The sequence below is a fragment of the Brachybacterium sp. B718/18 genome, from assembly GCF_055454375.1.
Window position 1 is genome coordinate 572729 of the sequence record NZ_JBVDDO010000001.1, and the last position, 24556, is coordinate 597284.

Here is a 24556-nt window from a genome sequence, read left to right on the forward strand (position 1 = left end):
CGTCCTCAGACGATCGTGGTGAAGTTGCCGATCCGCACCTGCAGCAGAGCCATCCACGTTTCCCACACCCCCGTGACCAGCAGGATGCCGATCGCGATGAGCACGGACCCTCCGACGAACTGGAGCATGCGTCGATGCCTCGCCAGTGCTCGCGAGATCCCCAGAGCGCGCCGGAACACGATCGCGAAGAGGATGAACGGGATCCCGAGTCCGATCGCGTAGCCAAGAGCGAGAAGCGCGCCGCGACTGGCAGAAGCCTCGCCGAGACTGAGGGCCGCGACCGCAGCGAACGTCGGACCGATGCATGGGGTCCAGGAGAAGCCGAACGTGATCCCGAGCAGCGGGGCGCCGGCGAGCCCGGCGTCGGGGCGTTTTCGGATCCGCTTCTCCCCAGCGAGCTGCGGGAAGATGCCCACAAACACCAGGCCCATGAGAATGACCAGCACTCCGGAGACCCGATTGATCACGCTCGTGTACTGGACCATCAGTGAACCGAGAGCGCCGACGAACCCGCCGATCACCAGAAACACCGCGGTGAAGCCGCCGACGAACAACACCGCACCGGCGACTAGGCGCCACGGACGTTCCCCGGGACCGCTGGCGTCGCGCGATCCTGTGCTCTGCCCGGTGAGTCCAGTGATATATCCGAGGTAACCGGGGACTGCCGGGAGCACGCACGGGGACAGGAACGCGACCAGACCGGCCACGATCGACAACAGGTGTGCCACGGCCAGCGGCCCACTTAGAACGGTGGTAGCGAATAGCTCCCCCATCAGGCACCTTCCGCGAGAACGGTCTCCAGGAGACTCTCGAGGGTGCTCTGCTCGGCCGCGCCCGAGATCCGGGCGGCGACTCGTCCCTCGGCATCCAGGATCAATGTCGTGGGGACCGCGTTCGGTGAGACGCTGCCGTCCATGGAATAGAGCACTGCCCCATCGGGGTCCGGGATCGAGGGGTACGTGATGCCGAATGTCTCCTCGAATGCAGCGGCCGGTCCGGCCTTGTCCCGTGTGTTCACCCCCACGAACTCCACCCCCTGGGCGCCGTACCCGGCGTGTACCGCCTTCAGCGCTGGGGCTTCGACCCGGCACGGTGGGCACGAGGCGTACCAGACGTTGACCACCAAGCGGGCGCCACGCAGCGACGTGGAGTCGAAGTCGTCTCCGTCGTAGGTCGTTCCCTGGAACGCCAGGGGGTCGGCGCGACCTTCTGGGGGGATCTCGACAACGACACCGTCTCCGGAGACGTATCCGGCACTTGCATCGCTCGCTGCATCCGAGGAACCGCTGCACGCCGCAAGGAGGGGAACAGCGACGAGCAGACCCCCGCCAAGTCGGAGCACGGACCGACGACTCGCGCCGGGCTGCGCCCCGCTCCACGCATCGGGGCTGGCCGTCGAATGCCTAGAAGAGGGGGGGGGGAGAGCTCCGCCGGGTCAGGCCAGCTGGAGACTGGTCAGACAAGTCAGATCATCCTCCGCCTGGGTCGAGATGGCGGCGGACCCCGTGAGCTCGTCGAGGGTGCACGTGAGCTCCGCGGCTATGCCGCGCGGCAGCCAGAGACCGAGGAACCCGTTGTCGTGCGTGGTGCGAGTGCCTTCCTCGAGGATCTCTCCCGAGCTGCTATCGACCACGTTGACGGTGATCTCGCGGTTGCGGAGTTCCCCGCGGCACGTGGTCAGGCTGTGGAAGGCGCACTCGTGGGTGGTCTCCACGAAGGGGGCCACCGACAGGTAGAACTGGTCCGAAGGAAGGGGCAGTTCAGCTTCGCGCCCTGCATCGTCTTGGAGCTGGAGAGACGTCGCGGTGACGCTGGCGATCAGGTCCTGCGGTCGCTCGGCCACCGGGAGCGCTTCGAGCTGATCGATGATCTCGGGCCCGTCGGCGTCAGCGAATCCGTGATCCTGGAGCAGGTCCGGATCACCCGTGACGGAAGCGGACTCGGCTTCGCGGGTTCCGCAGCCGGCGATCACGAGTGGGAGCAGGCCGGCGCCGATCACGAGGGATCGTCGGGGGACTCGGGCGGCGGGCGGACGCGGTCCACCGTCGGAGAGGGCGAGCGGGCCGCGGCGGCTGGACGGGGTGGTCACTGGAGGGGCTCGATCTCGCTCTCGACGACCCACTTGTGGTTCGTCATCATCATCCCGTCGGCCTCGTAGTCGACCATGTACACGGTCTCCTCGGTAGCACTGTCGATGGTGGCTTCAGCACCCTTCATGCCCGCCATGTGATCGGCGGTGATGACTACCTCGGTGCCCTCCGCCAGCGGTGCCTCGCCCGGGTTCTCGAGCTCCTCGTGGACGACCCACTTGTGGTCAGTGACCGGCTCGCCGCCATCGGTCGGCGTGAAGCTGACCGAGTACGTCGTGGTGTCGAACGCACCGGAGATCGTCGCCGTCGCCCCCTCCATACCCTCCATGTGGTCCGCCGTGAGCGTCACCTCGGTGCCGACCGGGAACTCGGGGTCCTCGGCAGGTTCGATGCCCTCGGGTGCAGGGCCGCCATCCATCGGATGCTCCATGCCCCCGTGGCCACCACCATCGGAAGCCTCCGAACCCTCGGAGGTGCCCGGCGCCTGATCCCCGTCAGACCCGCTGTCGGTGCAGCCGGCGAAGACGATCGCACCGGTAAAGACGACGGCCGCAAGACGACTGAAGGATCGACGAGAACGCATAATTTCTCCTAGTCAGAGGACACTTTGCACCAGAGTAGGTCTGCCAGATCAAGTTCTCCTCAAGGTCAGATCTTGATTCCTTGAGCGCCTCGCTGAGCAGGCATTCCGCGCTGCCTCCGAACGTGCGGTCTACTCACTTCCTTTCATCGGTGCGACCTGGCTAACGTCGTCGGAGCGGGCTGGCATCCGCCGGTCCGTTCGGAGCGAGAAGGAGCAGGACCATGACCCATCACGTCGCATCAATGCTGCAGACCTACCCGAAGGACCTCGGCACCATCGACCAGCAGAAGCTCGCCGAATGCATCGAGGCCTGCTTCGAGTGCGCCCAGACCTGCACCGCCTGCGCCGACGCCTGCTTGGCCGAGGACATGGTGGTGGACCTGACCCATTGCATCCGCCTGAACCAGGACTGCGCCGACGTCTGCGAGACCACCGGCCGGGTCCTATCCCGTCAGACCGGGAAAAACGTCGCACTCAACCGAGCCCTGCTCAAGGCGTGTCAGGAGGCGTGCCGGTCCTGCGCCGAGGAGTGCGAAAAGCACGCCGGCATGCACGAGCACTGCAAGGTCTGCGCCGACGCCTGTCGTCGCTGCGAGAAAGCCTGTGCCGAGCTGCTGGCCTCGATGGACTGACCCGCGGCGTCGCTGCACGCAAAGGCGGAGCCCCGACCGATGGTCGCGGCTCCGCCTGCGTCAGCGCCGTGGTGTGCGGTCAGCGGAAAGTGACAAAGGTGGGATTGCCCCAGATCGTCCGCTCAGTGACGGAACCGGCACTGTTGCCAGCGTCGATGACGGTGTCGCCACCGGCGTAGATCCCGAGGTGGCCGGGCCACACCACGAGGTCACCGGGCTGGGCCTCGGACTTCGAGATCGTGGTCCCGGCCGCTTCCTGCTGCGAGGAGGTGCGGGGCAGGTCGATGCCGGCCTGCGCATACGCGTACGAGCTCAGGCCCGAGCAATCGAAACTGACGCCCGGCTTGGAGGTGCCCCACGAGTACGTGACGCCGATCTGGCTACGGGCAGCGTCGACGATCGCCTGACCCGAGCTGCTCGACGAGGATGCAGGGGCGGGCGCGGACGTGCCACCGCCCGAGAAGGTGGCGCCGCCACCGTTCAGAGCGCCCTTGGTCTCAGGGCCCACCACGCCATCGACCTGCAGGTCATGCGAACGCTGGAAGTCCTTCACCGCGCCATGGGTGAGCTTGCCGAACTTGCCGTCGACATCCAACGTGGCGCCATGTTCGTTCAGCGAGATCTGGAGCTGCTCCACTGAGTAGCCCTGCGAACCCCAGCGCAGCTTCTCGGTCCCGAACGCAGACCCCACAAGGGCGGGGGCCGGCGTCGCCGGAGCGGCAGACTGCGCAGTGACCGTGGGTGTAGCGGGTGAGACGACGGGGGCAGCCTGCGCGGGCCCCGCCAGCAGGGCAGAACCGACGACGACCGTGCCGAGCACAGCTGCCCCGCCTGTGTTCCGCAGGGCTCGTCCCGTAGTCCCGAAGGGCGTGACAGCTCGGCCGAAGGCGCGGTGGGTGTTGTTCTGGGCCATGGTTTTACTCCGTAGCTTTCCCGCTCGGTACGAGGGGGAGTCGATGATCTCTTCAGTGCCACAGCGACGGCGGGGCGAGCGTCGAAGCGCCAGCTCATGTCGTGGGCAGCGAGATCAAGGTACGGGCCGATCCGGCGGTTCTACAGACGCAAGGGCCGCCCCGTTTGAAGTTTTAGGTGCGCCTTTGCGTTTGCTCCGGGGCGTCTCCCGGCGGTAGGTCTCGTCTTTACTGGTGCGGTCGAAAGGATGACTCGAGAGATCGAATGCAGCCTCTAGGTTTCCTTTAGATTCTCAAGGTTATCTCTAGGCGTCGCTGTGCCGGTTGGCGAGTTGGTTTTGCTGAGGGATGCGGACGCACAGCGGCCCGGCACCCCGAGTTTGGGTGCCGTGCCGAGCAGGGGAGTGAGAAGTCAGTTCGCCTTGGCGTAGGCCTCGCGGACCTCGGCGGGGATGCGGCCGCGCTCAGAGACCTCGTAGCCGTTCTCGCGCGCCCACTCGCGGATCTTCGCGGCGTCGCCCGCGTTACCGGAGCCCGTGCCGCGCTTCGCACGGCCGCCGGTACGGCGAGCGAGTGCGGTCCACTTCTCGAGGTCGGAGCGCAGCTTGCTGGCGTTGTCGTCGCTCAGGTCGATTTCGTAGGCGACGCCGTCGAGGCCGAATGTGACGGTGTTGTTCGCGTCGGTGCCGTCAATGTCGTCGACGAGGAGAACTTGGGTCTTGCGAGCCATGGTGACCTCCAAAGATCGATGGAATAGCGGTGACAGTATATGCACAACTCTTTGAACGGTCCGAGAAAACTTTGTGTTCAGGTGTTGATTCGGTAGTCCGTAAAGAGTTGTCGGGAGATCGTCATGATCTCGGTGAGGTGGGTTCCGATCTCGCGGGACACCTCGGCGGCCTCGTCGACTCCGGACACTGCGAACCTTCACCGCTGGAAGAACCCATTGGTTACTTGGTCGGCGGCGTAGCGTGCATCGACGGATGAGGGGTGGATGTATCCGCGTGTGGATCTCTCCTCTGCGTGGCCGACCATCGTTTCGATGATGCTGGAATGGGTGTTCGCGCGCATCAGCTCGGTGACGAACGTGTGTCGCATCTCGTGCGTGTTCCAGCTTCGCCCTGAAGGGTGTTTCGTCTCGGCGCGTTGGAGCACCGAGACTGTGTTGACCCATGGGACCGCCGATGGCGGTGAGCAAGACGAATCGCGGGACACCGTTCCAGCTTGATGGTCGATCAGCCGCTTGCAGCTTCAGTAGATGATCAGCCAGTTCATCGACAATCGGAACCTCTCGTCGCCCGCGGGCAGTCTTTACAGGCCCCAGCACGAGTGAGCTTCGGGGGATCACCTCATACCCGAGATGCGCAGGCGCTGCGACCCACCGTTTCGGACATGACCGTGGCGTTCTGCCACAGCTCTCATCGCAGCCATGCGACCATCCGAACCTGGTGAGCTGCCGGTCAATGACGAGAACTCCACGGTCCATGTCGACCCGATCCCAGGTGAGCCCGGACATCTCGCCGCGGCGAAGGCCTGCCAGGAATCCGAGGAGGACGATGGCGCGCGCATCGTGTGACTCGAGCTTGGATGCCTCGAGGATTCTGCCCACGGTGTCTTTCGGTATGGCGATCCGGTCGTTAGCCGGCACCGGTGGTCCTTGCACGATCAGGGCCGCTGGCGGTACCTCCAAGCCCTCCAGCACGGCAGCTTTCAGCATCGCCTTCAACCGGTCGTGCAGACGCAAGACGCTGGAGGGGGAGAGCCCCTTCTTCGCTCCGAACTCATGGACGCGTCGGAAGTCAGCGGGGCGCAGTTTGGCCAGTTTCACGTCGCCGATGGCCTCGACGATGTAACTGATGGCCCAGTTGACGCTTTTCGTCGTGCTGTTGCGATTCCGCAGGGCGTGCTCGGCAAGATAGGTCGTTGACCATCCTGCGACGGTTGTCGGATCGGCGGGTGTCTTGCCGCCCGCAACTTCTCGCATCTTCGAGCGCATGCGCGAGCGTGCTTGTTGCTCGGTGCTGGCGACCACTGTGAGCCGGCGACGTTTGCCGCTCCTGGTGTGCCCGGCGGGGAAGGAGCCGATCCACTTGCCGTCGGCGCGCTGGTAGATGGAGCCGCTCCCGTACTCGCGGCGTTGTGCGCTCGTGGCCATGTGTCTGCCTCCCTCGCAGATGGCTATCCGGACACTCCCAGGCGGGGATGCGGATGGCCATTTGGATAGCGATCGTGGCACATTTCCACGCCTGTCGACGCATCTACCCGCACGGTGGGGAGCCCGTCCAGGAGGCCCGATCTGAGGGTTGAAACGCAGGATCTTGAAGGCTTCGGAGCCCCCTCAAGAGCTCCCTCAGGAGGGGCCGTACCATCACTCGGCGACCACTCCAGATGGTACCTATTTTTACAGCGTGATCTGGATCTTCACGTCCGTCGGGCGGCCCTCGAGGAAGCGCTCGAAGGCGGCGACCGAGTCCTCGAAGGCGAAAGTCTCGCTGACGAAGCGGGAGAGGTCCACGGCATCGCTCGCCGCGAGGTCGATCGCCTTCTGGTGCACGTTCGCGTAGCGGAACACCGTCTCGAGCGAGATCCCGCGGCTCTGCGCGGTCGCGATGTCGAAGGGGACGGGGTCCACCGGCATGCCCACCAGCACGATGCGGCCGCCGGGAGCGGGAAGCGACCACAGCGCCCGGTACGCGGGCGCGGCGCCGGTCGCCTCGAAGACCACCTGCGGGCCCCAGCCGCCGGTCGCTTCGCGGACCACCTCCCCGAGGTCCTGCTCCTTGGCGTTCACCGTGGTGATCCCGGCGATGCCGTCGAGCAGCGCGAGCTTCTCGGGCAGCACGTCGGAGAGGAACACGTGGCTCGCCCCGCCGGCGAGCGCGGCGAGAGCGGTCATGATCCCGATGGTGCCGCCGCCGACGACGGCCGCGACGTCCCCGGGGGAGATCTCCGCCTTGGTCGCCGCGAACATGCCCACGGCGAAGGGCTCGATCAGCGCTCCCTCCGCGAAGCTCATCGACTCCGGCAGCCGGTAGGTGTAGGCCGCGGGGTGCAGCACCTCCTCGGCGAGGCAGCCGTGCACCGGCGGGGTGGCCCAGAACTCGACGCCGGGATCGACGTTGTAGTTGCCCTCCTTGACGGCGCGGGAGGCGGGGTCGGGCACGCCCGGCTCCATGACGACGCGGTCGCCGACGGCGAGGCCAGTGACGCTTTCGCCCACCTCGAGGACGGTGCCGGCGCCCTCGTGGCCGAGGATCATCGGCGCCTCGACGACGAAGGGACCGATCTTCCCGTCGGTCCAGTAGTGCACGTCCGAGGCGCAGATGCCGACGGTGTGCATCCCGATGCGCACCTGACCGGGTCCGGGCGCTCCCGGCGCGGGAACGTCCTCGAGGGCCATCCGGCCCTTCTCGTGCAGCACCAGTGCTCGCATGCTCTTCTCCTCCATCGGGGGTGGGCGTCCGCCCATCATGGCACCGGGCGAGGCGGGGACGGCAGGACCGTCCGTCCCGGCGGGACGGCTCCTCGCCCGACGAGCGGACGCTCCCGGGCCGGTATCCGGGCGGCGCTGAGACGCTCCGACGCGTCGGCGCCCTCCCGCCTAGGATCGGGCGGTGACCACCGCTGATCCGTCCCGCTCCGCCTCTGCGGCACCCCGGGGCGCCGGCGGTGCCCGGATCACGCTGACCCTCGCCGCGCTGGGCATGCTCGGTCCGTTCACGATCAACACGATCTTCCCCGCCTTCGCCCAGATCGGCGGGGAGTTCGGCGCCTCGGACGTGGTGCTGCAGCAGCTGATCAGCGTGTATCTCGCGTCCTTCGCCGTGATGAGCGTCTTCCACGGCCCGCTCTCGGACGCGCTGGGCCGCAAGCCGGTGATGCTCACGGGGCTCGCGATCTACATCCTGGCGATGTTCGGGGCGGTGCTCGCCTCCGGCATGGGCATGCTCATCGCCCTGCGCGTGCTGCAGGGCGTCAGCGCGGGGGCCGCCACGATCGTCTCCCGCGTGGTGATCCGCGATCTCTTCGAGGGGGCCGAGGCACAGCGCCTGATGGCCCGGGTGATGATGATCTTCGCCCTCTCCCCGGTCATCGCGCCGATGCTGGGCGGCTGGCTGATGCTGCTGGGGGACTGGCGGTGGGTGTTCGCGGGCGTGGGCCTCTACGGCGTGCTCGTCCTGGTGCTGACGGCGCTCATGCCCGAGTCGCTGCCCCGCGCGCAGCGGATCCCGCTGCGGATCGGGGCGGTGCTGGGGTCACTGTGGGAGGTGGGCCGCTCGCTGATGATGGTGCGGATCGCGCTCGCGACGGCCTTCGGCTTCGCCGCCCACTTCGTGTTCGTCGCCGCTGCCCCGATCGTCGTGGTGCGCCTGCTGGGCCTCGGCGAGCAGGACTTCTGGGTGCTCTTCGGCCCCCTGATCCTCGGGATGATGGCCGGGTCCTTCGTGGTCGGTCGGGTGGCCGAGTCGATGGACCGCAGCCGTCTGATCACCCTCGGCTTCCTCGGCACGCTGATCACCACCGTGCTCAACCTGGTGGTGGTGATGCTGGTCCCGGCGCCGTCGGGCGGCCTGGACCCCTCCCTGATCCCGGTGCTCGTGGGGCCGATGCTGATGACCTTCACGGCCTCGCTGTTCTTCGCCCCGATGCAGCTGGAGATCCTCGACCTGTTCCCGCACCAGCGCGGCGCCGCGGCCTCGCTGGGCACCTTCTTCACCCTGGTGATGAACGCGCTGCTCTCCGGAGTGGTCGCCCCGCTGGTCACCGGCAGCCTCACCGTGCTGGCGCTCGCGGCGCTCGGCTATGTGGTGGTGGGCGCGCTGCTGTGGGGCTGGCACCTGCTGGACCGGCGGCGCCTGCTCGACGCCCTCTGACGGGCGCGGGGTCGAGCTCCGGCCTGTTCCGCCCCTGACGGCTCAGCGGACCAGTCGCAGCTCCTCCAGGTCGAGCACGGCATCCCGGACCTGCACCCCGTCGGGGGCGAAGCCGTTGCGGGCGTAGAAGCGTCGGGCGCGAGGGTTCTGCTCGGCGACCCACAGCTGGGCCGGGGTGCCCGCCGGGAGGGCGGCCTCCAGCAGGGCCTGACCCGCGCCGCCGCCGTGATGCGCGGCCAGCACGTAGATCGAAGAGGCTCGGGACGCATCCCCCGATCCTGCCGCAGGCGCCCCCGGCTCGTCTGTCGGACCCCTCCCACAGACTTCGTACATACGTTCGACGTCACGACCAGGACACCTTGAGAGCCACCCCTCCGGGGCGTACAGTTCGAATCCCTGTTCGAACAAGTGTGCGAGGAACTGGCGCATCCGGGAGGAGGAGCACGATGAGCACCGCCCTGCAGAGCGAGGACCGGGAGCAACGGCTCTCCCGGGCCCGTGCCGCGCTCAGCGCCGCAGAGCGCTCCGCCGCCCGCTGGGGCGGGCGGATCGACCGCACCGCGCTGCAGCCCGCGGCGCCGTCCGTCCCCGGCGCGTCGGCTCCCGTCGGCCCCGCGACGGTGGGGGAGAGGCCGACGGCGGGGGAGACCGACGGGTCCGCCGCGGGCCTCACCGCCGCCGATCCCACCGGCACCCGGCTGCCGGTCCCCGCCCCGCTGGCCCCGTTGTTCCCGCGCACCGGTCTGCGCGCGGGCAGCTCGGTCGCGATCGAGGGCGCGGGGAGCACGTCGCTGCTGCTCGCCCTCGCGGCCGCCGCCGCGGGGGAGGACTCCTGGTGCGCGCTCGCGGGCCTGCCGGACCTCGGGCTGCGCGCCGCCCTGGACGCCGGACTGGATCCTTTCCGCCTCGCCCTCGCCCCGGCCGACGGGGACCGCGCCCCGCAGGTGCTCTCGGCCCTCGCCGACGGCGTGGGGGTGCTCGTGCTCGGCCCCGGCGCGCTGCCCACCCCCGCCCTGTGGCGCACCCTCCAGGGCCGCGCCCGCACCGCCGACACCCTGCTGCTGGCCGCCTCCCCGCCCGGACGGGCGGATCTCGTGCTGCGCACCGAGAGCCGCGGCTGGACCGGTCTCGGCCAGGGCTCGGGACGGCTGCGTCGGCGGCGCCTGGCGGTCACCGCGAGCGGGCGGGGGATCGGCGCGGGCCGCGGCGTGGAGGTGCTGCTGCCCGAGGTCCGCGGGCTCCTCTCCGCGATCCCCGGCCACTCCGCGGCCGGCCGCGTCACCGCCTCCGGCAGGGCCGATCGGGCCGCCTCCGGCTCCGTCGCGGCGGAGGCACGCCCGCTGCAGATGATCCCGAGGGCCGGCTGATGAGCGGCCCGACCCCCACCGCCGCGGCCCTGGCCGCCCCGATCCTGCCGGACACCGGCTCCGCCCCGTCGGCCGCACCCCTCGATGCCACCCGCACGGTCGCCGTGACCGTGCCCGATTGGCCGCTGCTCGCGGCGCTGGAGCGTCACCAGCGCCGCGCGGAGGCGACCGCCTCGGGAGCGTCCCCCGAGGGATGCTCCGCCGACGCGGGAGCGAGCGCCGTCGCACCGTCCACCGCCACGGCGCCGCCCGCGGCCGGGGCGGGGGAGGAGGGCGCGGGCCCGCCGGGGCCGGTCGACCCGTCGGCCGTGCCGGTGCTGCTGCTCGAGAACCATCGCGTCACCCACGTCGGTCCCGCCGCCCGGGAGGCAGGGGCGCGGCCCGGCATGACCCGTCGCGCGGCTCGTGCCGCCTGCCCCGAGGCGCTCGTGCTGGAGACGGACCGTGACGCCGAGTCCGCCCTGTTCGAGCTGGTCGCCGCCGCCGTGGACACCATCGCCGCGGGGGTCGACGTGCTCCGCCCCGGAGTGCTGCTGATGTCGGCCCGCGGGCCCGCCCGGCACCAGGGCGGGGAGGCGGCGCTCGCGGAGCGGATCCTCGACGCGGTCGCCGAGCTGACCGGCTGGGAGTGCACCGTGGGCATCGCCGACGGCCCCTTCGCGGCCCTGCTCGCCGCCCCGGCCGGGAGGGTCATCCGCCCCGGCCGCAGCGCCGACTACCTCGCCCCGCACCCGATCGAGGCGCTGCGGCACGCCCCCGTCGGCCCCGGCTGGGGGCACCGCGGCCAGCCCTCCGCGACGCGGCCCGAGAAGCGTCTCGAGCTCGCCGAGACCGTCGACCTGCTGCAGCGGCTGGGGATCCGGACCCTCGGCGATCTCGCCGCCCTGCCCGCGGCCTCGGTCGCCGACCGCTTCGGCCCGGACGTGGCCGCCCTGCACCTGCTCTCCCGCGGCGGCGAGCCGACCCCGCCGGCCGCCCACCACCCCACCCAGCCGGTGCTCGCCGAGACCGCGCTGGAGACCCCGCTGGTGCGCACCGACCAGGCGGCCTTCGTCGCCCGCCCGCTCGCTGAGCAGCTGCACGCGATGCTCACCGAGCGGGGACTGGTGTGCACGCGGCTGCGGATCGTGGCCCGCACCGAGAGCGGGGAGGAGATGGAGCGCACCTGGCGGCACGACGGAGCCCTCGGCGTCGCCGACGTGGTCGACCGCATCCGCTGGCAGTGCGACGGCTGGATCACCCGCGCGCGCCTCGGCGGGCCCCGGACCGGGGCGATCGTGCACCTGGGCCTGCACCCCCTGCAGCTGGCCCCGGCCGGGGAGGCCGCGCCCGCCCTCTGGGGCAGCTCGGGGGAGGCCGCGCAGCGGGCCGCCCGCGCCTTCGCCCGTGCCCAGGGTCTCGCGGGGGAGGACGCCGTGCAGATCCCCGTCCCCGTCGGGGGCCGGCTGCTCGCAGACGAGGTGGTCGCGGTGCCCTGGCGCACCGAGCGGCCCGCCCGTCGCGAGGGCCCCTGGCCGGGCTCCCTGCCCCGTCCCGTGCCAGCCACCGTGTTCCGCACCCCGCCGCCGGTGCGGCTCGAGGACGCCGCAGGCGAGCCGGTGGTGGTCACCGCCCGGGGCCTGCTGAGCGCCCCGCCCGCGCGCCTGCTGGTCCCCGCCCCGGGGGCGCCCGCGCTGCAGGCGCTCGGGCTGCGGGTCGGTACGGCCCATCCCGTGCTCTCCCACGGCGCGCCGACGGTGCTCGACGAGCGCTGGTGGACACCCGCGGGCACCCGCGCCGCCCGCCTGCCGCTCGTGCTGCGCACCGCCACGGGGGAGGAGACCGCGGCGCTGGCCCTCTCCCGCACCGGCGCCTGGACCCTGGAGGGGATCTATGACTGACCCCTCGACTATCGCAATAATGGATAATATCCTCCGTTATATGAGAACACAGGCTCCGCTGCTCGCCCCGATCTTCCGCTCCGACGGACAGGCCCGACTGCTGTCCGCCCTCCTGCTCGACGGAGAGGAGCGCAGCCTCAGCGCGCTCGCGGCGACGACCGAGCTCGCCTATCCGACGGTCCACCGCGAGGCGGCCCGCCTGGTGGAGGCGGGCATCCTCGCGGAACGACGAGTGGGGCGCACGCGTCTGCTCCGGTCCGATCCGAGCAGCCCGCTCACGGCACCGCTGCGGCAGATCCTGCTCGTCTCCACCGGGCCGGTCGTGCTGCTCGCCGAGGAGCTCGCGTCGATCGCCGGCATCGAATCGGCCTTCCTCTACGGATCGTTCGCCGCCCGGGCGCGAGGCGTCGAGGGCGCGGCTCCACAGGACATCGACGTGATGGTCGTCGGCGACCCTGATCCGGAGGCGGTCTACGAGGCCTGCGAGCGGGTCGAGGACTCGGTGGGCCGTCCGGTCAACCCCACCATCACCACTCGTGAGCAGCTCCTGCAGGAATCCGGCTTCATCACCCGCGTGAGAGAGAGCCCGACCGTCCAGATCATCGGAGAGACGCCATGGCCATGACCCCGCTGACCGGCGAGCAGAGCCGGAAGTTCGACGAGCTCGTCGCCGCCGGACGGCTCGAGCGCGTGCCCGTGGACCTCCGACGCGCAGCGCTGTTCCTCGAGAAGGCATGGCGCCGACTGCACGACGTCGACAACCTCACCTGGCCGGAGAGCCGTCATGACTTCGCGTACGACGCCGCCCATGACGTGGGCGAGGCACTCCTCGCGGCGTACGGGCTGAGGACCACCCACGGCACGGGCCAGCACGAGGTCGTCGGGCGCTTCCTGCGAGCGCTTCTGACCACCCCGCCCGGACAGCTGGGCGCCCGTCGCTTCGATCAGATGCGACGCTCCCGCAATCAGCAGCGCTACCAGGAGCGCATCGTCGGAGCCGCCGACGCCGATGTCGCGGTCGCCGCCGCTCACCATCTCTACGACGGCGCACGTGCCCTCGGCCTGGACCCCCGCTGATGGCCGGCTGGTTCCTGGGCCCGCCCGCCTGGTCGGACATCGAGGCGATCCTCTCGGACCGTCCCGCGGAGCTGGTCTCCCCGCCGATCATCGTCGAGCACACCGGGAAGGTCGCCGAGGACGGCTACCGGCCTGCACAGCGCGTCGGCTACGCGGAGCTGCACGCCCACTCCCACTTCAGCTTCCTCGACGGCGCCTCGAGCCCCGAGGACATGGTCGCCCAGGCCGCCCGGCTGGGCCTGGACGCCCTCGCCCTGATCGACCACGACGGCCTGCCCGGGGCGGTGCGCTTCGCCCAGGCCGCCCGGGAGGCGGGGATCGCGACCGTCTTCGGTGCGGAGCTGACCCTGGGCCTCGAGACCGGCGGGCACCGGGCCGGGGGCGCCCCGATGATCGCCGCGCCCCGCACCGGCATCCCGGATCCCGACGGGGAGCACCTGCTGGTGCTGGTCCGGGACCAGGAGGGCTACCGGATGCTCTCCGCCGCGATCGCCCGCGCCCACCTCGACAGCCGCCGCAAGGGCACGCCCCGCTACCGCCTCGCCGAGCTCTCCCGCCTGGCCGCCGAGGGGCACTGGCAGATCCTCACCGGCTGCCGCAAGGGCGCCGTCACCCGCGCCGCGGGCGCCCGTCTCGCCGCGGGGGACCTCGAGGGCGCCGCCCAGGCCGCCGCCGAGGAGATCGGCCGCCTGGTCGAGCTGTTCGGGGTGGGGAACGTGGCCGTCGAGCTCGTCGCCGGGGGCGGCGGGGAGGCCGACGAGCTGCACGACGCCCTCGCTCAGGGCGCCCGCCTGGTGCGCGAGTCCCACGGTCTGGACGCGATCACCCTCCCGCTGGTCGCCACCACCAACGCCCACTACGCCCGGCCCGCGGACAAGCGCCTGGCCGACACCCATGCCGCGCTGCGCGCCGCCGTGCCGCTGTCCGAGGCGGACCCCCACCTCGCCTCCCGCCCCGCGCACCTGCGCAGCGGGGAGGAGATGGATCGCCTGCTGCCCCGCTACCCGTCGGCCCTCGCCGCCGCCGCGCGCCTGGGCCGGGACTGCGCCGTCGACCTGCGCCTGCTCGCCCCCGACCTGCCGCCCTTCCCCGTCCCGGCCGGGCACGACGAGGCGAGCTGGCTGCGGGAGCTGGTGGAGGTCGAGGGCCGCGAGCGCTACGGGCCCCGGCCGAGTGCGGGCCCGGGGGCCGGCGCCGACGAGCGGATCCCCGGGGCGTGGGCGCAGATCGACCACGAGCTGCAGGTCATCACCGACCTGCACTTTCCCGGCTACTTCCTCATCGTCCACGACCTGGTCGCCTTCTGCCGCCGCGAGGGGATCCTCGCGCAGGGACGCGGCTCCGCCGCCAACAGCGCCGTCTGCTACGCGCTGGGGATCACCGCCGTCGAGCCCGTCGGCCACCACCTGCTGTTCGAGCGCTTCCTCGCCCCCGAGCGGGACGGCCCGCCCGACATCGACGTCGACATCGCCTCGGACCGCCGCGAGGAGGTCATCCAGTACGTCTACGAGCGCTACGGGCGGGAGAACGCGGCGCAGGTCGCGAACGTCATCACCTACCGCGGCAAGCTCGCGGTGCGCGACGCGGCCCGGGCGCTCGGCCACGACGTCGGCGCGCAGGACGCCTTCTCCCGTCGGCTCGAGCACTCCCACTCCTCGATCGAGGGGGAAGGGATCCCCGAGGACGTGCTGACCCTCGCCCGGCAGCTGCGCGACACCCCCCGCCACCTCGGCATCCACTCCGGCGGCATGGTGCTGTGCGACCGGCCCGTGATCGAGGTGTGCCCCGTGCAGTGGGCGGCGATGGCGGACCGCTCGGTGCTGCAGTGGGACAAGGACGACTGCGCCGATGCGGGACTGGTCAAGTTCGACCTGCTGGGGCTGGGGATGCTCACGGCGCTGGACCATGCCCTCGCCCTCGTCGCCGAGCACCACGACCAGCACTTCGAGCTGCGCACCCTGCCGCAGGAGGACCCGGCCGTCTACGACATGCTCTGCACCGGCGACAGCGTGGGCGTGTTCCAGATCGAGTCCCGCGCCCAGATCTCCACCCTGCCCCGGCTGAAGCCGCGCGTGTTCTACGACCTGGTGGTGGAGGTGGCGCTGATCCGCCCCGGTCCCATCCAGGGCGGCAGCGTCCACCCCTACCTGCGCCGCCGCACCGGAGAGGAGGAGGTCACCTTCCTCCACCCGCGGCTGGAGAAGTCGCTGCGCCGCACCCTGGGGATCCCCCTCTTCCAGGAGCAGCTGATGCAGATGGTCGTGGACATCGCCGACTTCACCCCCGCCCAGGCGGACCAGCTGCGCCGCGCCATGGGCTCCAAGCGCTCCACCCAGAAGATGCTCGACCTCTCCGACGCCCTGTTCAGCGGGATGGCGAAGCACGGCATCACCGGGGAGGACGCCGAGGCGGTGCACCGCAAGCTGCTCGCCTTCGCCAACTACGGCTTCCCCGAGTCGCACGCCTACTCCTTCGCGTACCTCGTCTACGCCAGCTCCTATCTCAAGTGCCACTACCCGGCCGCGTTCACGGCGGCGCTGCTGCGCTCCCAGCCGATGGGCTTCTACTCGCCGCAGTCCCTGGTCGCCGACGCCCGCCGCCACGGCGTGCTCACCCGCGGCCCCGACGTGCTGGTCAGCGCGGCCCGCACGGGCCTGGAGACCGATGCGGAGCATCACGGCTACCGGGTGCCCTCCGACGCGGAGGACGCCGCCGGGGCCGCCCGCGAGCAGGTGCAGGGCCGGGCCGCCGCGGCCGGGCCCGCGATCCGGCTGGGTCTGGACCAGGTGCGCTCGATCAGCACCGAGACCGCGGAGGCGATCGTCGCCGCCCGCGAGGAGGGCGGTCCCTTCGCCTCGGTCCCGGATCTCGCCCGCCGCGTGCGGCTGAGCGCCCGCCAGCTCGAGGCGCTCGCCACCGCGGGGGCGCTCGACGCGCTCGCCCCGTCGCGTCGGCAGGCGCTGTGGGCGGCGGGCGCCGCGGCCCAGGAGTCCCCCGAGACCCTCCCGCACCTCGCGGTGGGGGCGCGGGCGCCGATGCTGCCGGGGATGAGCGATGCGGAGCTCGCCGACGCCGACGCCTGGGCGACCGGCATCACCCTCGACGACCACCCGATGGCGCTCGTGCGGGAGCGCCTGCAGTCCGACGGGGTGCTCAGCATCGGCGGGACCCGAGCGGCGGAGGACTCCACCCGGATCCGGGTCGCGGGGGTGATCACCCACCGACAGCGCCCCGCGACCGCCGGGAACATCACCTTCCTCAGCCTCGAGGACGAGACCGGGATCCTCAACGTCATCTGCTCGCAGGGCTTCTGGCAGCGGAACCGGGCGCTGCTGCGCACCACCCGGGCGGTCGTGATGCGTGGGATCGTGGAGAACGCGACGGGAGCGGTGAACCTGGTGGCCGACGGGGTCGAGCCGCTGGACCTGCCGGCGGCGGGCAGGTCCAGGGACTTCCGCTGAGCGGTGCGGCGGGCCGCCGCGCTCGGGCGGGCCGCCGCGCTCGGGCCGGGGCCCGGGAGGCTCAGGCGATCGCGGGCACCGTCGCGAACCGCAGCCGGTCCGAGCGCTCGGCGCGGCGGGCCGTACGGGCCGCGAGCAGCGTCGCGATCAGCGACACCGCCGCCCACGCGAGGATCGACAGCAGGATCCCCGAGGTGGAGACCAGCGAGCCGCCGAGAGCCGCGTGCACCAGGCCCTCGGTGACGATCGAGAGCGGCATCAGCGAGCTCACGGCCTGCAGCGCCGGGGGAGCGGTCGCGATGGGGAGGATCCCCACCAGCGCCACCACCTGCAGCACCATCACCAGGATCGAGGCGATCCGTCCGATCCGGTCACCGAGCACCGCGAGCAGCGCCTGGTGCAGGACGACGAACATGACCGACCCGGTCAGGGCCACGACCCCCACCGCGAGCGGCGACACCGGGGCGATGCCCACGGCCGTCAGCACGGCGAGGACCGCGACGGTCTGCACGAGCGCGATCAGCAGGGCCGGGGCGAGGGACCGCAGCACCACCTGCCACATCGGCACCGCCCGGTCCAGGAGACGCCGAGACAGGGCGGGCAGCAGCAGGAAGGTCGCGAACGCCCCCAGCCACAGAGCGAGCGCCGCGACGAAGGGGAAGGTCGCGGTGGTCGCGCCGTCGGCCGCGTTCTCCCGCTGGGCGGAGATGCCGACGGGGTCGGCGGCCATCTCGCTCATCCGCTCCCGCTCCGACTCGGAGTAGGTGGGGATGCCGTCGGCGCCCTCGCGCAGGCCGGTCGCGAGCTCGTCGCTTCCGGTGGCGAGCTCCTCGGTGCCGCCGGCGAGCTCCTCGGTGCCGGTGGCGAGCTCGTCGGTGCCGTCGGCGAGCTGCCGGCTGCCGGTGGCGAGCTGGTCGCCGCCCTCGCCGAGCTCGGTCGCGCCGGCGGCCAGCTGATCGGTGCCGTCGGCGAGCTGCCCGGCGCCGTCGGCGCTGGAGCGGGTGCCGGCGGCGAGCTGCTCCATGCCGGTCGCGAGCTCGCCCGCACCGTCGGCGCTGCTGCGGGCCCCGACCGCGAGCTGTCCGGTGCCGGTGGCGAGCTCGTCGACGCCGTCGGCGTACTCGGCCAGCCCGTCCCGCAGCGCGGTGACCCCGTCGACGAGGGCGGGGGCGGAGTCGGCGCTCGTGCGGGTGCCCGCGGCGAGCTGCTCGGCCCCGGAGACCAGGCCGGGGTTCTCGGCGGTGCCGTCGCCGGCGAAGGCGGTGCCCACGCCCTCGGCGTAGGCGAGGGTGCCCTGGGCGCCCTGCACCAGTCCGGGCTGCTCCTCGGTGCCCTGGATCCCGTCGGCGATCTGCTCGGTGCCCTGCACGATCCCGGGCTGCTCGGCGGTGCCGTTGAGGCCGTCGGCCACGCCCTGCGCCCCGGCGGCGAGGCCGGGGTTCGCGGCGGTGCCGTCCCCGGCGAGCGCGGTGGAGATCTGCTGGGTGCCGGCGACGAGGCCCGGATTCTCCGCGGTGCCGTCCCCGGTCAGGCCGGCCTCCACCCCCTCGGCGTAGGCGACGAGGCCCTGGGCCTGGGCGCAGTCGACGGAGGCCAGGTCCTCGGCGCAGAGGCTCGCGGCGAGGTCTTCGGCGGTGGCCAGGAGGCCGGGGTTCGCGGCGGTGCCGTCCCCGGTCACGCCCGCGGCGAGCTGCTCGGTGCCGGAGGCGAGCTCCTGGGCCCCCGGGGCGAGGGCGGCGGTGCCGTCGGCGACCTGCTGGGCGCCCTCGCCGAGCTGCGCGGCGCCGTCGGCGGTCTGCCGCGCGCCCTCGCCGAGCTGGACCGCGCCGTCGGCCACGGACCGGGCGGTGGGGACGAGGCCGGGGTTCTCGGCGGTACCGTCCCCGGAGACGGCCGCTCCGGCCTGCGCGACGCCGTCGGCGTAGGTCTCGGCGCCGCTCGCGAGCTGCTCGGCGCCCGCGACGAGGCCCGGGTTCTCGGCGGTGCCGTCGCCCTCGACGCCAGCGGCGAGCTGCTCGGCGCCCGTGAGCAGACCGGGCTGGGTGTCGGTGCCGCGCATGCCCGTCTGCAGGGCGGCGACGCCGGTGTCGAGGTCCTCGGTGCCGCCGGCGAGGGTGTCGAGCCCGGTGGCGAGCTCGCCCGTCCCCGTCGCGGCGCCGTCGGCCCCGGTCGCCAGCTCGTCCAGGCCGCCGGCGAGCTGCCGGGTGCCGATCGCGGTCTGGTCGGCGCCGTCGGCGAGGCTCCAGACGCCGCCCGCGAACTCCTGGGTGCCGTCCGCCGCGGCGTCCGCGCCGTCGGCGAGCTCGCGGGTGCCGTCGGCGAGCTCCTGGGTGCCGTCGTCGAGGGTCGAGGTGCCTTCGGCGAGCTGCTCGGCACCGTCCGCGGCGTCGCTGAATCCGGTCTGCAGGTCGTTGAAGCCGAGGTAGAGGCCGTCGAGGTACTGCTGCGCCATCTGGCCGCCCATGGTGGTGGCGGAGGCGTCCGCGACGGCGGTGCCGACCAGGGCGTTGATCTGGCCGCTCGCGTCGTTCGTGGTGACCTCGAGGATGGCGCGGGACGCCTCGGGGGTGCCGATCGTGGCGAGGTGCGCGGAGAAGTCCTCGGGGATCACGACCACGGCCGCGTACTTCCCGCTGCGCAGACCCTCCTCGGCATCCTCCTCGCTGGTCAGCTGCCAGTCGAAGCCGGTCGTCTCCGGGGCCTCTTGACCGTCGACGGTGCCCGGCTGGGTGAGGGCCCCGGCGAGCAGGCGGCCGAAGGGGACGGTCTGCGTGTCCCCGTCGGCATCGGTGATCTCGGCGCCCTCGTCGAGGTTGACGACGGCGGCGGGCACGGTGTCCAGCCGGTCGACGCGGCCGCTCAGCGCCCACAGGCCGACGCCGACCACGAGCAGGGGGAGCAGGAGGACGACGACCAGGGTGCGGGGGTGGGCGAGGCGGGTCATGCCAGGGCTCCTTCGTGCTGAGGGGCGGGGGAGCTGTCAGGGAGAGCGTGGTGGCGCCGCACGTCGAGGGCGAGCAGTCGATCGGGTTCGCGCAGGGTCGCCCGGAGGCGGCGCTCGGCGTCCGTCGACGCGGCGGAGCGGGAGCCGACGACGACGGTGGCGCCCGCGGCGAGGAGGGCGTCCAGCCGTTCGACGAGGGTGTCGTCGCGGACCTCGGCGGCGTGGGCGAGGTCGGCGAGCTGCTCGATCACGATCACGCTGCGGGAGACCCCGTGCCCCTCGATCTGGCGCAGGCGACCGGCGACGTCCTCGCCGGCGCCGATCCACTGCGCCCGCGACTGGATCGCGCCGAGGTCGTCGGGGGCGAGCCGGTCGTGCGCGGCGAGGATCCCGGAGCTGGGCTCGACGCGCCCGGCGGCGAGGGCGAGGAAGGTCGCGCGGTCCACGTCGTCGGGCGCGCGGACCACGAGCAGCGTCCCCGGCACCACGGAGCCGGTGAGCGGGCCGAGAGCACCGCGCTCCCCGACCAGCGGGACCACCGCCTCCTCGAGGCGCAGGGCGTGCACACCGTGCTCCTCGCTCCAGCGACGGTGCTCGAGCACCCCGGCGAGGCCCTCGCCCTCGACGTCCACCCGCGGCAGCAGGCGGTCGAGCCAGCGGGGGAGCCACCAGGCGCGGGCGCCGAGCAGCGCGAGGACCGCGGGCACGAGGGTCATGCGCACCACGAAGGCGTCCACGAGCACGCCCACGGCGAGGCCGATCGCGATCGGCTGGAGCATGAACCAGCCGGAGGAGATGAACCCGCCGAAGACGGCGACCATGATCAGGGCGGCGGCGACGACCACGGGGGCGCTGCCGACGAAGCCGCGCTCGATCGCACCCTTCGCGTCACCGGTGTGGACGAACTCCTCCCGCATCCGGGTGACCAGGAACATCTCGTAGTCCATGGCGAGTCCGAAGAGCACTCCCATGACCATGATCGGCATGAAGGCGACGACCGGCCCGTTGACGCTCACGTTGAGCGCACCGTTGAACCAGCCGTACTCGAAGACCATCGCGGTCACCCCGAAGGCCGCGCCGACCGAGAGCAGGTAGCCGAGCGCCGCCTTGAGCGGCACCCACACGGAGCGGAACACGAGGGCGAGCAGCACGAGGCAGAAACCGACCACGAGGACGCCGAAGGGGATCAGCGCCCCGGACAGCTTGTCCGTCACGTCGATGCCGACGGCGGTCGCGCCGGTCACGGTGACGTCGGAGATACCCAGCTCGTCCTCCCACTCGGCCGCGCTGCCGCGCAGCTCGGCGACGAGGTCCTTGGTGGACTGCTCGGTGGGGCCGCCCTCGGGGATCACCGAGATGACGGCGAGGTCCGCACCCCGGTTGGGGGTCGCGATCTGGATCTCCCGCACGCCGTCGAGCGCGGCGATGTCCGCCTCCAGCTCGTCGACGACGCCGAGCGGGTCGGTGGTGTTGATGATGTCGGCCGTGACCAGGAGGGGGCCGTTGTACCCGGGGCCGAACTGCGCATCGACGAGGTCGTAGGTGTCCCGGGCCGCGGTGCCGGGCTCCTCGGTGCCGAGGTCCGGCAGCGCGAGGGCGAGGTCCTTCGCGGGGATCGCGAGGGCGCCGATGCCGACGACCACGACGAGGATCGTCAGGAGCGGCACCTTGGTCACCAGGCGCACCCAGGTGAGCCCGAGGCCGCGGCGCGGGGCGGCGTGGTCGCCGTCGACCGGGGCGGGCAGGACCCCGCCGTTCTCGGCCAGGGCGCGGCGCACGGCGCGCGGCCGCAGCCGCTCGCCGAGGATGCCCAGGATCGCCGGCAGCATCGTGAGCGCGACGACCACGCTCAGGGCCACGGTGCCGGCCGCCGCGACGCCCATGATCGTGAGGAAGGGGATGCCGGTGACGAACAGGCCGACGAGGGCGACGATGACGGTCAGACCCGCGAAGATCACGGCGCTGCCGGAGGTGGCGAGCGCGGCGCCGATCGACTCCCGCACGTCGTCCCCGCGGCGGAGCTGGTCGCGGTGGCGGGAGAGGATGAACAGCGCGTAGTCGATGCCGACGGCGAGGCCCAGCATCGCGCCGAGCGAAGTGGTCACCGACGGGATCTCCATGCCGGCGGAGAGGGCCATCACCGCGAGCATGGAGACGCCCACGCCGACCACGGCGGTGATGATCGGGACGGGGGCCGGCACGAACGAGCGAAAGACGACGGCGAGGATGATCAGCGCGAGGAGGATGCCGAGGATCTCCCCGGCGCTGAAGGGGATCTCGGCGCTCTGCAGGACCTGGCCGCCGAGGTGCGCCTCGAGGCCGTCGGTCGAGGCCGCCTCGACGAGGTCCGCGATCTCGTCGACCGACTCCGCGGGGTACTCGCCGATCTGTCCGTCCATCTGGAACTGCGCGATCAGGGCGGTGTCCGTGGCATCGCGCGTGCCGGGGGAGAGGTCGTCGAAGGGATCCGGAGCGGCGCTGACGCCCTCGACCTCGGCGATGTCCGCCATCAGGGCGACGATCTGCTCCTGGTGCTCGTCGATGTCGGAGCCGTCCTCGGTCACCAGCACCACCTGGCCGGCGGTCCCGGCCATCTCGGGGAAGCGGGTGGCGAGCTGGTCGATGCCGCGCTGGGCCTCGGTGCCGGGGATCTGGAACTCGGTGGAGAAGGAGCCGCCGAGGCCGACGGCGAGTCCGCCGATCGCGATCAGCAGGACCGTCCACGCGGCGACGACCTTCCAGCGGAGGGCGGCCATGGACAGACCGAGGCGGTACAGGGACGAGGACACGCGGCCTCCAGCAGGGGAACAGGAGCGGGCAGGGCGGTCGGCGGCCCGTCGCTCGAGACGCCTGCGCATTCGATACACGAATGCATCCAGTGGGATACTATCCACCTGTCCGCAGAAGCTTCAACGTTCCCTGAGCCGGTGAGACGGCGAGCACTGCGACGCCCCGCCGCACGTCCCGAGGAGACCTGACCGCGCCATGAGCGACCTGTTCGACCCGCTGCCGGAATCCGCGGGCACTCGACGCAAGGAGAACACCCGCACCAAGCTCGTGCGCGCCTCCCTCGACGTCTTCGTGGACAAGGGCATCGACGGGGCGACCGTGGACGACCTGGTGAAGGCGGCCGGCTTCACCCGCGGGGCGTTCTACTCCAACTTCTCGACGAAGGAGGAGGTCTTCGTCGCCCTCTTCGCCTCGGTGACCGAGGAGGTGCTCGCGATCGCCGACAGCTCCGTCGAGTCCGCGGTCCAGGAGGCCACCGCCCGCGGAGCGGGTACCGGCCTCTGCGCCTTCCAGGACGCCGAGGTGATGGTCGCGGTGTTCGAGGGGATCCGCCCCTTCGGCCGCCAGTGGTACCTGCTGTACTCCGAGGCCGTGGCTCGCGCCCTGCGGGACGAGACGATGCGCCTCGAGGTCGCCGCCCAGCGCAGCCGCCTGCGCGCTCAGATCGGTGCGCTGCTCGCCGTGCGCATGGAGGCGATGGGGGAGCGGCCGCTCCTGCCGCCGGAGGATCTCGCCCAGCTGCTGATCGGTGTCTTCGTCGACCTCATGGTGCGCGAGCAGATGGACGGACGGGACATCACCGATCTCGCCGCGACCACCATCCTCGGCACACTGCGCGCCTTCGTGGAGCCGCTCGATCGGGTCGCACCGTCGGCCCCAGCGGCCGCGCCGTCCGCCTCGTCGGCCTCTCCGGCGGCGGTGCCGTCGGCCTCTGCGGCGATCTACGACGTAACCCACGACACGCCGAGCACCAGGGAAACCCCCGGTTCGCCCCCAGCGAACTCCTAGGGTCGACGCAGGTGCGGAGGACGCCGCACCGTCCTTCCCCACGTCCCCTCTTCCCCGGGAGACCTCCATGGCCTCACTGCGTCTGTCCCCCTATCGCCCCAAGCATCTGGCCGAGCCCCCGGCCACGAGCACCGATCCCGGGCGTCGCTCGCTCCTGCGGGGAGGGGTCCTCTCGGCCGCCGCGCTCGGCGTCGGCGCCTCCGCCCTCGCCGCCCCCGCGGCGCAGGCCGCGGGCATCCACGGCCAGGACGTCTCCGGCTGGCAGGGAGAGGTGGACTGGGCCGCTCAGGCCGCGGCCGGCTCCCGCTTCGCCTGGGTCAAGGCCACCGAGGGCCGCACCTATCGCAGCCCCGCCTTCGACCATCAGTACCGCGGCGCCGGCGATGCGGGCCTCGTCCGCGGCGGCTACCACTTCGCCCGCCCCGACTCGGGCGGCCCGGAGGAGCAGGTCGACTTCTTCCTCGCCAACGGCGGTGGCTGGAGCGACGACGGCCGCACCCTCCCGGGAATGGTCGACTTCGAGGGCTACGAGGGCCTGCCCGCGGACTACGGGCTCGGGCAGCAGGAGATGCGCGAATGGATCGCGACCTTCTCCAGCCGGTACCGTGAGGCCACCACCCGGCGCCCCGTGATCTACACCAACTACTACTGGTGGCGGGACGTGGTGGGGGACTGGACCCCCAAGAACTCTCCGCTCTTCCTGGCCGCCTACCAGGACGCCGCCCCGACCCGCCTGCCGGGCCGCTGGTGGGCCTGGGAGCTGTGGCAGTACTCGGACTCCGGCCCCTTCGCGGGGGACTCCGTGCGCTGGTACGGCGGCGAGGACTCCTTCGCCCGCTTCGTCGGCGAGAAGGACTACGGCGCCGAGGGCATCTGATCGCGCACTGCGGGCCGGGTCACCTCGACGGGGGAGCGACCCGGCCCGCTGTGTAGCCTGCC

Annotated in this window: 21 protein-coding genes; 10 read left to right on the forward strand and 11 right to left on the reverse strand. The window is 72.0% G+C overall.

Annotation, left to right across the window (positions count from 1 at the left end):
* Window positions 1-5: 5 nt before the first annotated feature.
* From ACZCAH_RS02805 to ACZCAH_RS02820, 4 genes are all read right to left on the reverse strand, one after another.
* Window positions 6-773: a cytochrome c biogenesis CcdA family protein gene (locus ACZCAH_RS02805; RefSeq protein WP_464339613.1), complete on the reverse strand. Its 768-nt coding sequence runs from the start codon at window positions 771-773 to the stop codon at window positions 6-8.
* The gene (locus tag ACZCAH_RS02810; protein WP_464339614.1) at window positions 773-1342 is read right to left on the reverse strand and encodes a TlpA family protein disulfide reductase; all 570 of its coding nucleotides are present in this window, start codon (window positions 1340-1342) and stop codon (window positions 773-775) included. Before ACZCAH_RS02810 ends, ACZCAH_RS02805 begins: the two co-directional genes overlap by 1 nt.
* Window positions 1343-1435: 93 nt before the next feature.
* Entirely contained in the window at window positions 1436-1999 is a 564-nt protein-coding gene (locus ACZCAH_RS02815; RefSeq protein ID WP_464339615.1) for a CueP family metal-binding protein, read from the reverse strand.
* Between the two features lie 86 nt (window positions 2000-2085).
* Window positions 2086-2673: a YdhK family protein gene (locus tag ACZCAH_RS02820; protein WP_464339616.1), complete on the reverse strand. Its 588-nt coding sequence runs from the start codon at window positions 2671-2673 to the stop codon at window positions 2086-2088.
* Window positions 2674-2894: 221 nt separating this feature from the next.
* On the opposite strand from ACZCAH_RS02820, the gene ACZCAH_RS02825 reads away from it, so the two are divergent.
* Window positions 2895-3305 (forward strand): four-helix bundle copper-binding protein, encoded by a 411-nt coding sequence (locus ACZCAH_RS02825; RefSeq protein WP_464339617.1) that lies wholly within the window; start codon window positions 2895-2897, stop codon window positions 3303-3305.
* 79 nt (window positions 3306-3384) lie between these two features.
* On the opposite strand, the gene ACZCAH_RS02830 is transcribed toward ACZCAH_RS02825, so the two are convergent.
* The 3 genes from ACZCAH_RS02830 to ACZCAH_RS02840 form a co-directional block, all read right to left on the reverse strand.
* Window positions 3385-4218 (reverse strand): C40 family peptidase, encoded by an 834-nt coding sequence (locus ACZCAH_RS02830; RefSeq protein WP_464339618.1) that lies wholly within the window; start codon window positions 4216-4218, stop codon window positions 3385-3387.
* Between the two features lie 410 nt (window positions 4219-4628).
* Window positions 4629-4946: a histone-like nucleoid-structuring protein Lsr2 gene (locus tag ACZCAH_RS02835; protein WP_464339619.1), complete on the reverse strand. Its 318-nt coding sequence runs from the start codon at window positions 4944-4946 to the stop codon at window positions 4629-4631.
* A 197-nt stretch (window positions 4947-5143) separates the two neighbouring features.
* On the reverse strand, window positions 5144-5371 hold the full coding sequence (locus ACZCAH_RS02840; RefSeq protein WP_464339620.1) for a tyrosine-type recombinase/integrase: 228 nt from the start codon (window positions 5369-5371) through the stop codon (window positions 5144-5146).
* Between the two features lie 274 nt (window positions 5372-5645).
* Here ACZCAH_RS02840 and ACZCAH_RS02845 point away from each other — a divergent pair, with 274 nt between their 5' ends.
* A complete protein-coding gene (locus ACZCAH_RS02845; RefSeq protein WP_464339621.1) occupies window positions 5646-5792 on the forward strand; it encodes a hypothetical protein in 147 nt (48 codons plus the stop codon).
* Between the two features lie 825 nt (window positions 5793-6617).
* Here ACZCAH_RS02845 and ACZCAH_RS02850 read toward each other — a convergent pair.
* Window positions 6618-7649: an NAD(P)-dependent alcohol dehydrogenase gene (locus ACZCAH_RS02850; RefSeq protein ID WP_464339622.1), complete on the reverse strand. Its 1032-nt coding sequence runs from the start codon at window positions 7647-7649 to the stop codon at window positions 6618-6620.
* Between the two features lie 181 nt (window positions 7650-7830).
* Between ACZCAH_RS02850 and ACZCAH_RS02855 the strand changes: the two genes are divergently transcribed.
* Window positions 7831-9090 carry a Bcr/CflA family efflux MFS transporter gene (locus tag ACZCAH_RS02855; protein WP_464339623.1) on the forward strand — a complete coding sequence of 420 codons (1260 nt, stop codon included), beginning with the start codon at window positions 7831-7833 and terminating at the stop codon, window positions 9088-9090.
* A gap of 42 nt (window positions 9091-9132) precedes the next feature.
* Here ACZCAH_RS02855 and ACZCAH_RS02860 read toward each other — a convergent pair whose 3' ends face one another.
* The gene (locus ACZCAH_RS02860) at window positions 9133-9519 is read right to left on the reverse strand and encodes an N-acetyltransferase family protein (RefSeq protein ID WP_464339624.1); all 387 of its coding nucleotides are present in this window, start codon (window positions 9517-9519) and stop codon (window positions 9133-9135) included.
* A gap of 17 nt (window positions 9520-9536) precedes the next feature.
* Between ACZCAH_RS02860 and ACZCAH_RS02865 the strand changes: the two genes are divergently transcribed.
* The 5 genes from ACZCAH_RS02865 to ACZCAH_RS02885 are packed head-to-tail and all read left to right on the forward strand — an operon-like array spanning window position 9537 to window position 16875.
* The gene (locus ACZCAH_RS02865; RefSeq protein ID WP_464339625.1) at window positions 9537-10457 is read left to right on the forward strand and encodes a hypothetical protein; all 921 of its coding nucleotides are present in this window, start codon (window positions 9537-9539) and stop codon (window positions 10455-10457) included.
* Window positions 10457-12337, forward strand: a complete 1881-nt coding sequence (locus tag ACZCAH_RS02870) for a DNA polymerase Y family protein (RefSeq protein ID WP_464339626.1) — start codon at window positions 10457-10459, stop codon at window positions 12335-12337. Before ACZCAH_RS02865 ends, ACZCAH_RS02870 begins: the two co-directional genes overlap by 1 nt.
* Window positions 12338-12377: 40 nt before the next feature.
* On the forward strand, window positions 12378-12962 hold the full coding sequence (locus ACZCAH_RS02875; protein ID WP_464339627.1) for an ArsR family transcriptional regulator: 585 nt from the start codon (window positions 12378-12380) through the stop codon (window positions 12960-12962).
* Window positions 12959-13414, forward strand: a complete 456-nt coding sequence (locus tag ACZCAH_RS02880) for a hypothetical protein (RefSeq protein ID WP_464339628.1) — start codon at window positions 12959-12961, stop codon at window positions 13412-13414. The genes ACZCAH_RS02875 and ACZCAH_RS02880 overlap by 4 nt, the downstream gene beginning before the upstream one ends.
* The gene (locus ACZCAH_RS02885; RefSeq protein ID WP_464339629.1) at window positions 13414-16875 is read left to right on the forward strand and encodes an error-prone DNA polymerase; all 3462 of its coding nucleotides are present in this window, start codon (window positions 13414-13416) and stop codon (window positions 16873-16875) included. The genes ACZCAH_RS02880 and ACZCAH_RS02885 overlap by 1 nt, the downstream gene beginning before the upstream one ends.
* Before the next feature lie 61 nt (window positions 16876-16936).
* Here ACZCAH_RS02885 and ACZCAH_RS02890 read toward each other — a convergent pair whose 3' ends face one another.
* Both ACZCAH_RS02890 and ACZCAH_RS02895 read right to left on the reverse strand, forming a co-directional pair.
* Entirely contained in the window at window positions 16937-19819 is a 2883-nt protein-coding gene (locus ACZCAH_RS02890; RefSeq protein ID WP_464339630.1) for a YhgE/Pip domain-containing protein, read from the reverse strand.
* Window positions 19816-22608, reverse strand: coding sequence for an MMPL family transporter (locus ACZCAH_RS02895; protein ID WP_464339631.1), 2793 nt, complete (start codon window positions 22606-22608; stop codon window positions 19816-19818). Before ACZCAH_RS02895 ends, ACZCAH_RS02890 begins: the two co-directional genes overlap by 4 nt.
* 196 nt (window positions 22609-22804) lie before the next feature.
* Between ACZCAH_RS02895 and ACZCAH_RS02900 the strand changes: the two genes are divergently transcribed.
* Both ACZCAH_RS02900 and ACZCAH_RS02905 read left to right on the forward strand, forming a co-directional pair.
* Window positions 22805-23617 (forward strand): TetR/AcrR family transcriptional regulator, encoded by an 813-nt coding sequence (locus ACZCAH_RS02900; protein WP_464339632.1) that lies wholly within the window; start codon window positions 22805-22807, stop codon window positions 23615-23617.
* 67 nt (window positions 23618-23684) lie between these two features.
* Window positions 23685-24494 (forward strand): GH25 family lysozyme, encoded by an 810-nt coding sequence (locus ACZCAH_RS02905; protein WP_464339633.1) that lies wholly within the window; start codon window positions 23685-23687, stop codon window positions 24492-24494.
* Window positions 24495-24556 lie beyond the last annotated feature (62 nt).

What these genes read in the sequence shown, in the direction of transcription:
- ACZCAH_RS02830 (WP_464339618.1), bottom strand. Translation starts at nt 4,218, where the DNA reads ATGGCCCAGAACAACACCCACCGCGCCTTCGGCCGAGCTGTCACGCCC.
- ACZCAH_RS02880 (WP_464339628.1), top strand. Translation starts at nt 12,959, where the DNA reads ATGACCCCGCTGACCGGCGAGCAGAGCCGGAAGTTCGACGAGCTCGTC.
- ACZCAH_RS02870 (WP_464339626.1), top strand. Translation starts at nt 10,457, where the DNA reads ATGAGCGGCCCGACCCCCACCGCCGCGGCCCTGGCCGCCCCGATCCTG.
- ACZCAH_RS02905 (WP_464339633.1), top strand. Translation starts at nt 23,685, where the DNA reads ATGGCCTCACTGCGTCTGTCCCCCTATCGCCCCAAGCATCTGGCCGAG.
- ACZCAH_RS02890 (WP_464339630.1), bottom strand. Translation starts at nt 19,819, where the DNA reads ATGACCCGCCTCGCCCACCCCCGCACCCTGGTCGTCGTCCTCCTGCTC.
- ACZCAH_RS02860 (WP_464339624.1), bottom strand. Translation starts at nt 9,519, where the DNA reads ATGCGCCAGTTCCTCGCACACTTGTTCGAACAGGGATTCGAACTGTAC.
- ACZCAH_RS02845 (WP_464339621.1), top strand. Translation starts at nt 5,646, where the DNA reads ATGCGACCATCCGAACCTGGTGAGCTGCCGGTCAATGACGAGAACTCC.
- ACZCAH_RS02865 (WP_464339625.1), top strand. Translation starts at nt 9,537, where the DNA reads ATGAGCACCGCCCTGCAGAGCGAGGACCGGGAGCAACGGCTCTCCCGG.
- ACZCAH_RS02825 (WP_464339617.1), top strand. Translation starts at nt 2,895, where the DNA reads ATGACCCATCACGTCGCATCAATGCTGCAGACCTACCCGAAGGACCTC.
- ACZCAH_RS02875 (WP_464339627.1), top strand. Translation starts at nt 12,378, where the DNA reads ATGAGAACACAGGCTCCGCTGCTCGCCCCGATCTTCCGCTCCGACGGA.
- ACZCAH_RS02900 (WP_464339632.1), top strand. Translation starts at nt 22,805, where the DNA reads ATGAGCGACCTGTTCGACCCGCTGCCGGAATCCGCGGGCACTCGACGC.
- ACZCAH_RS02850 (WP_464339622.1), bottom strand. Translation starts at nt 7,649, where the DNA reads ATGCGAGCACTGGTGCTGCACGAGAAGGGCCGGATGGCCCTCGAGGAC.
- ACZCAH_RS02805 (WP_464339613.1), bottom strand. Translation starts at nt 773, where the DNA reads ATGGGGGAGCTATTCGCTACCACCGTTCTAAGTGGGCCGCTGGCCGTG.
- ACZCAH_RS02885 (WP_464339629.1), top strand. Translation starts at nt 13,414, where the DNA reads ATGGCCGGCTGGTTCCTGGGCCCGCCCGCCTGGTCGGACATCGAGGCG.
- ACZCAH_RS02820 (WP_464339616.1), bottom strand. Translation starts at nt 2,673, where the DNA reads ATGCGTTCTCGTCGATCCTTCAGTCGTCTTGCGGCCGTCGTCTTTACC.
- ACZCAH_RS02835 (WP_464339619.1), bottom strand. Translation starts at nt 4,946, where the DNA reads ATGGCTCGCAAGACCCAAGTTCTCCTCGTCGACGACATTGACGGCACC.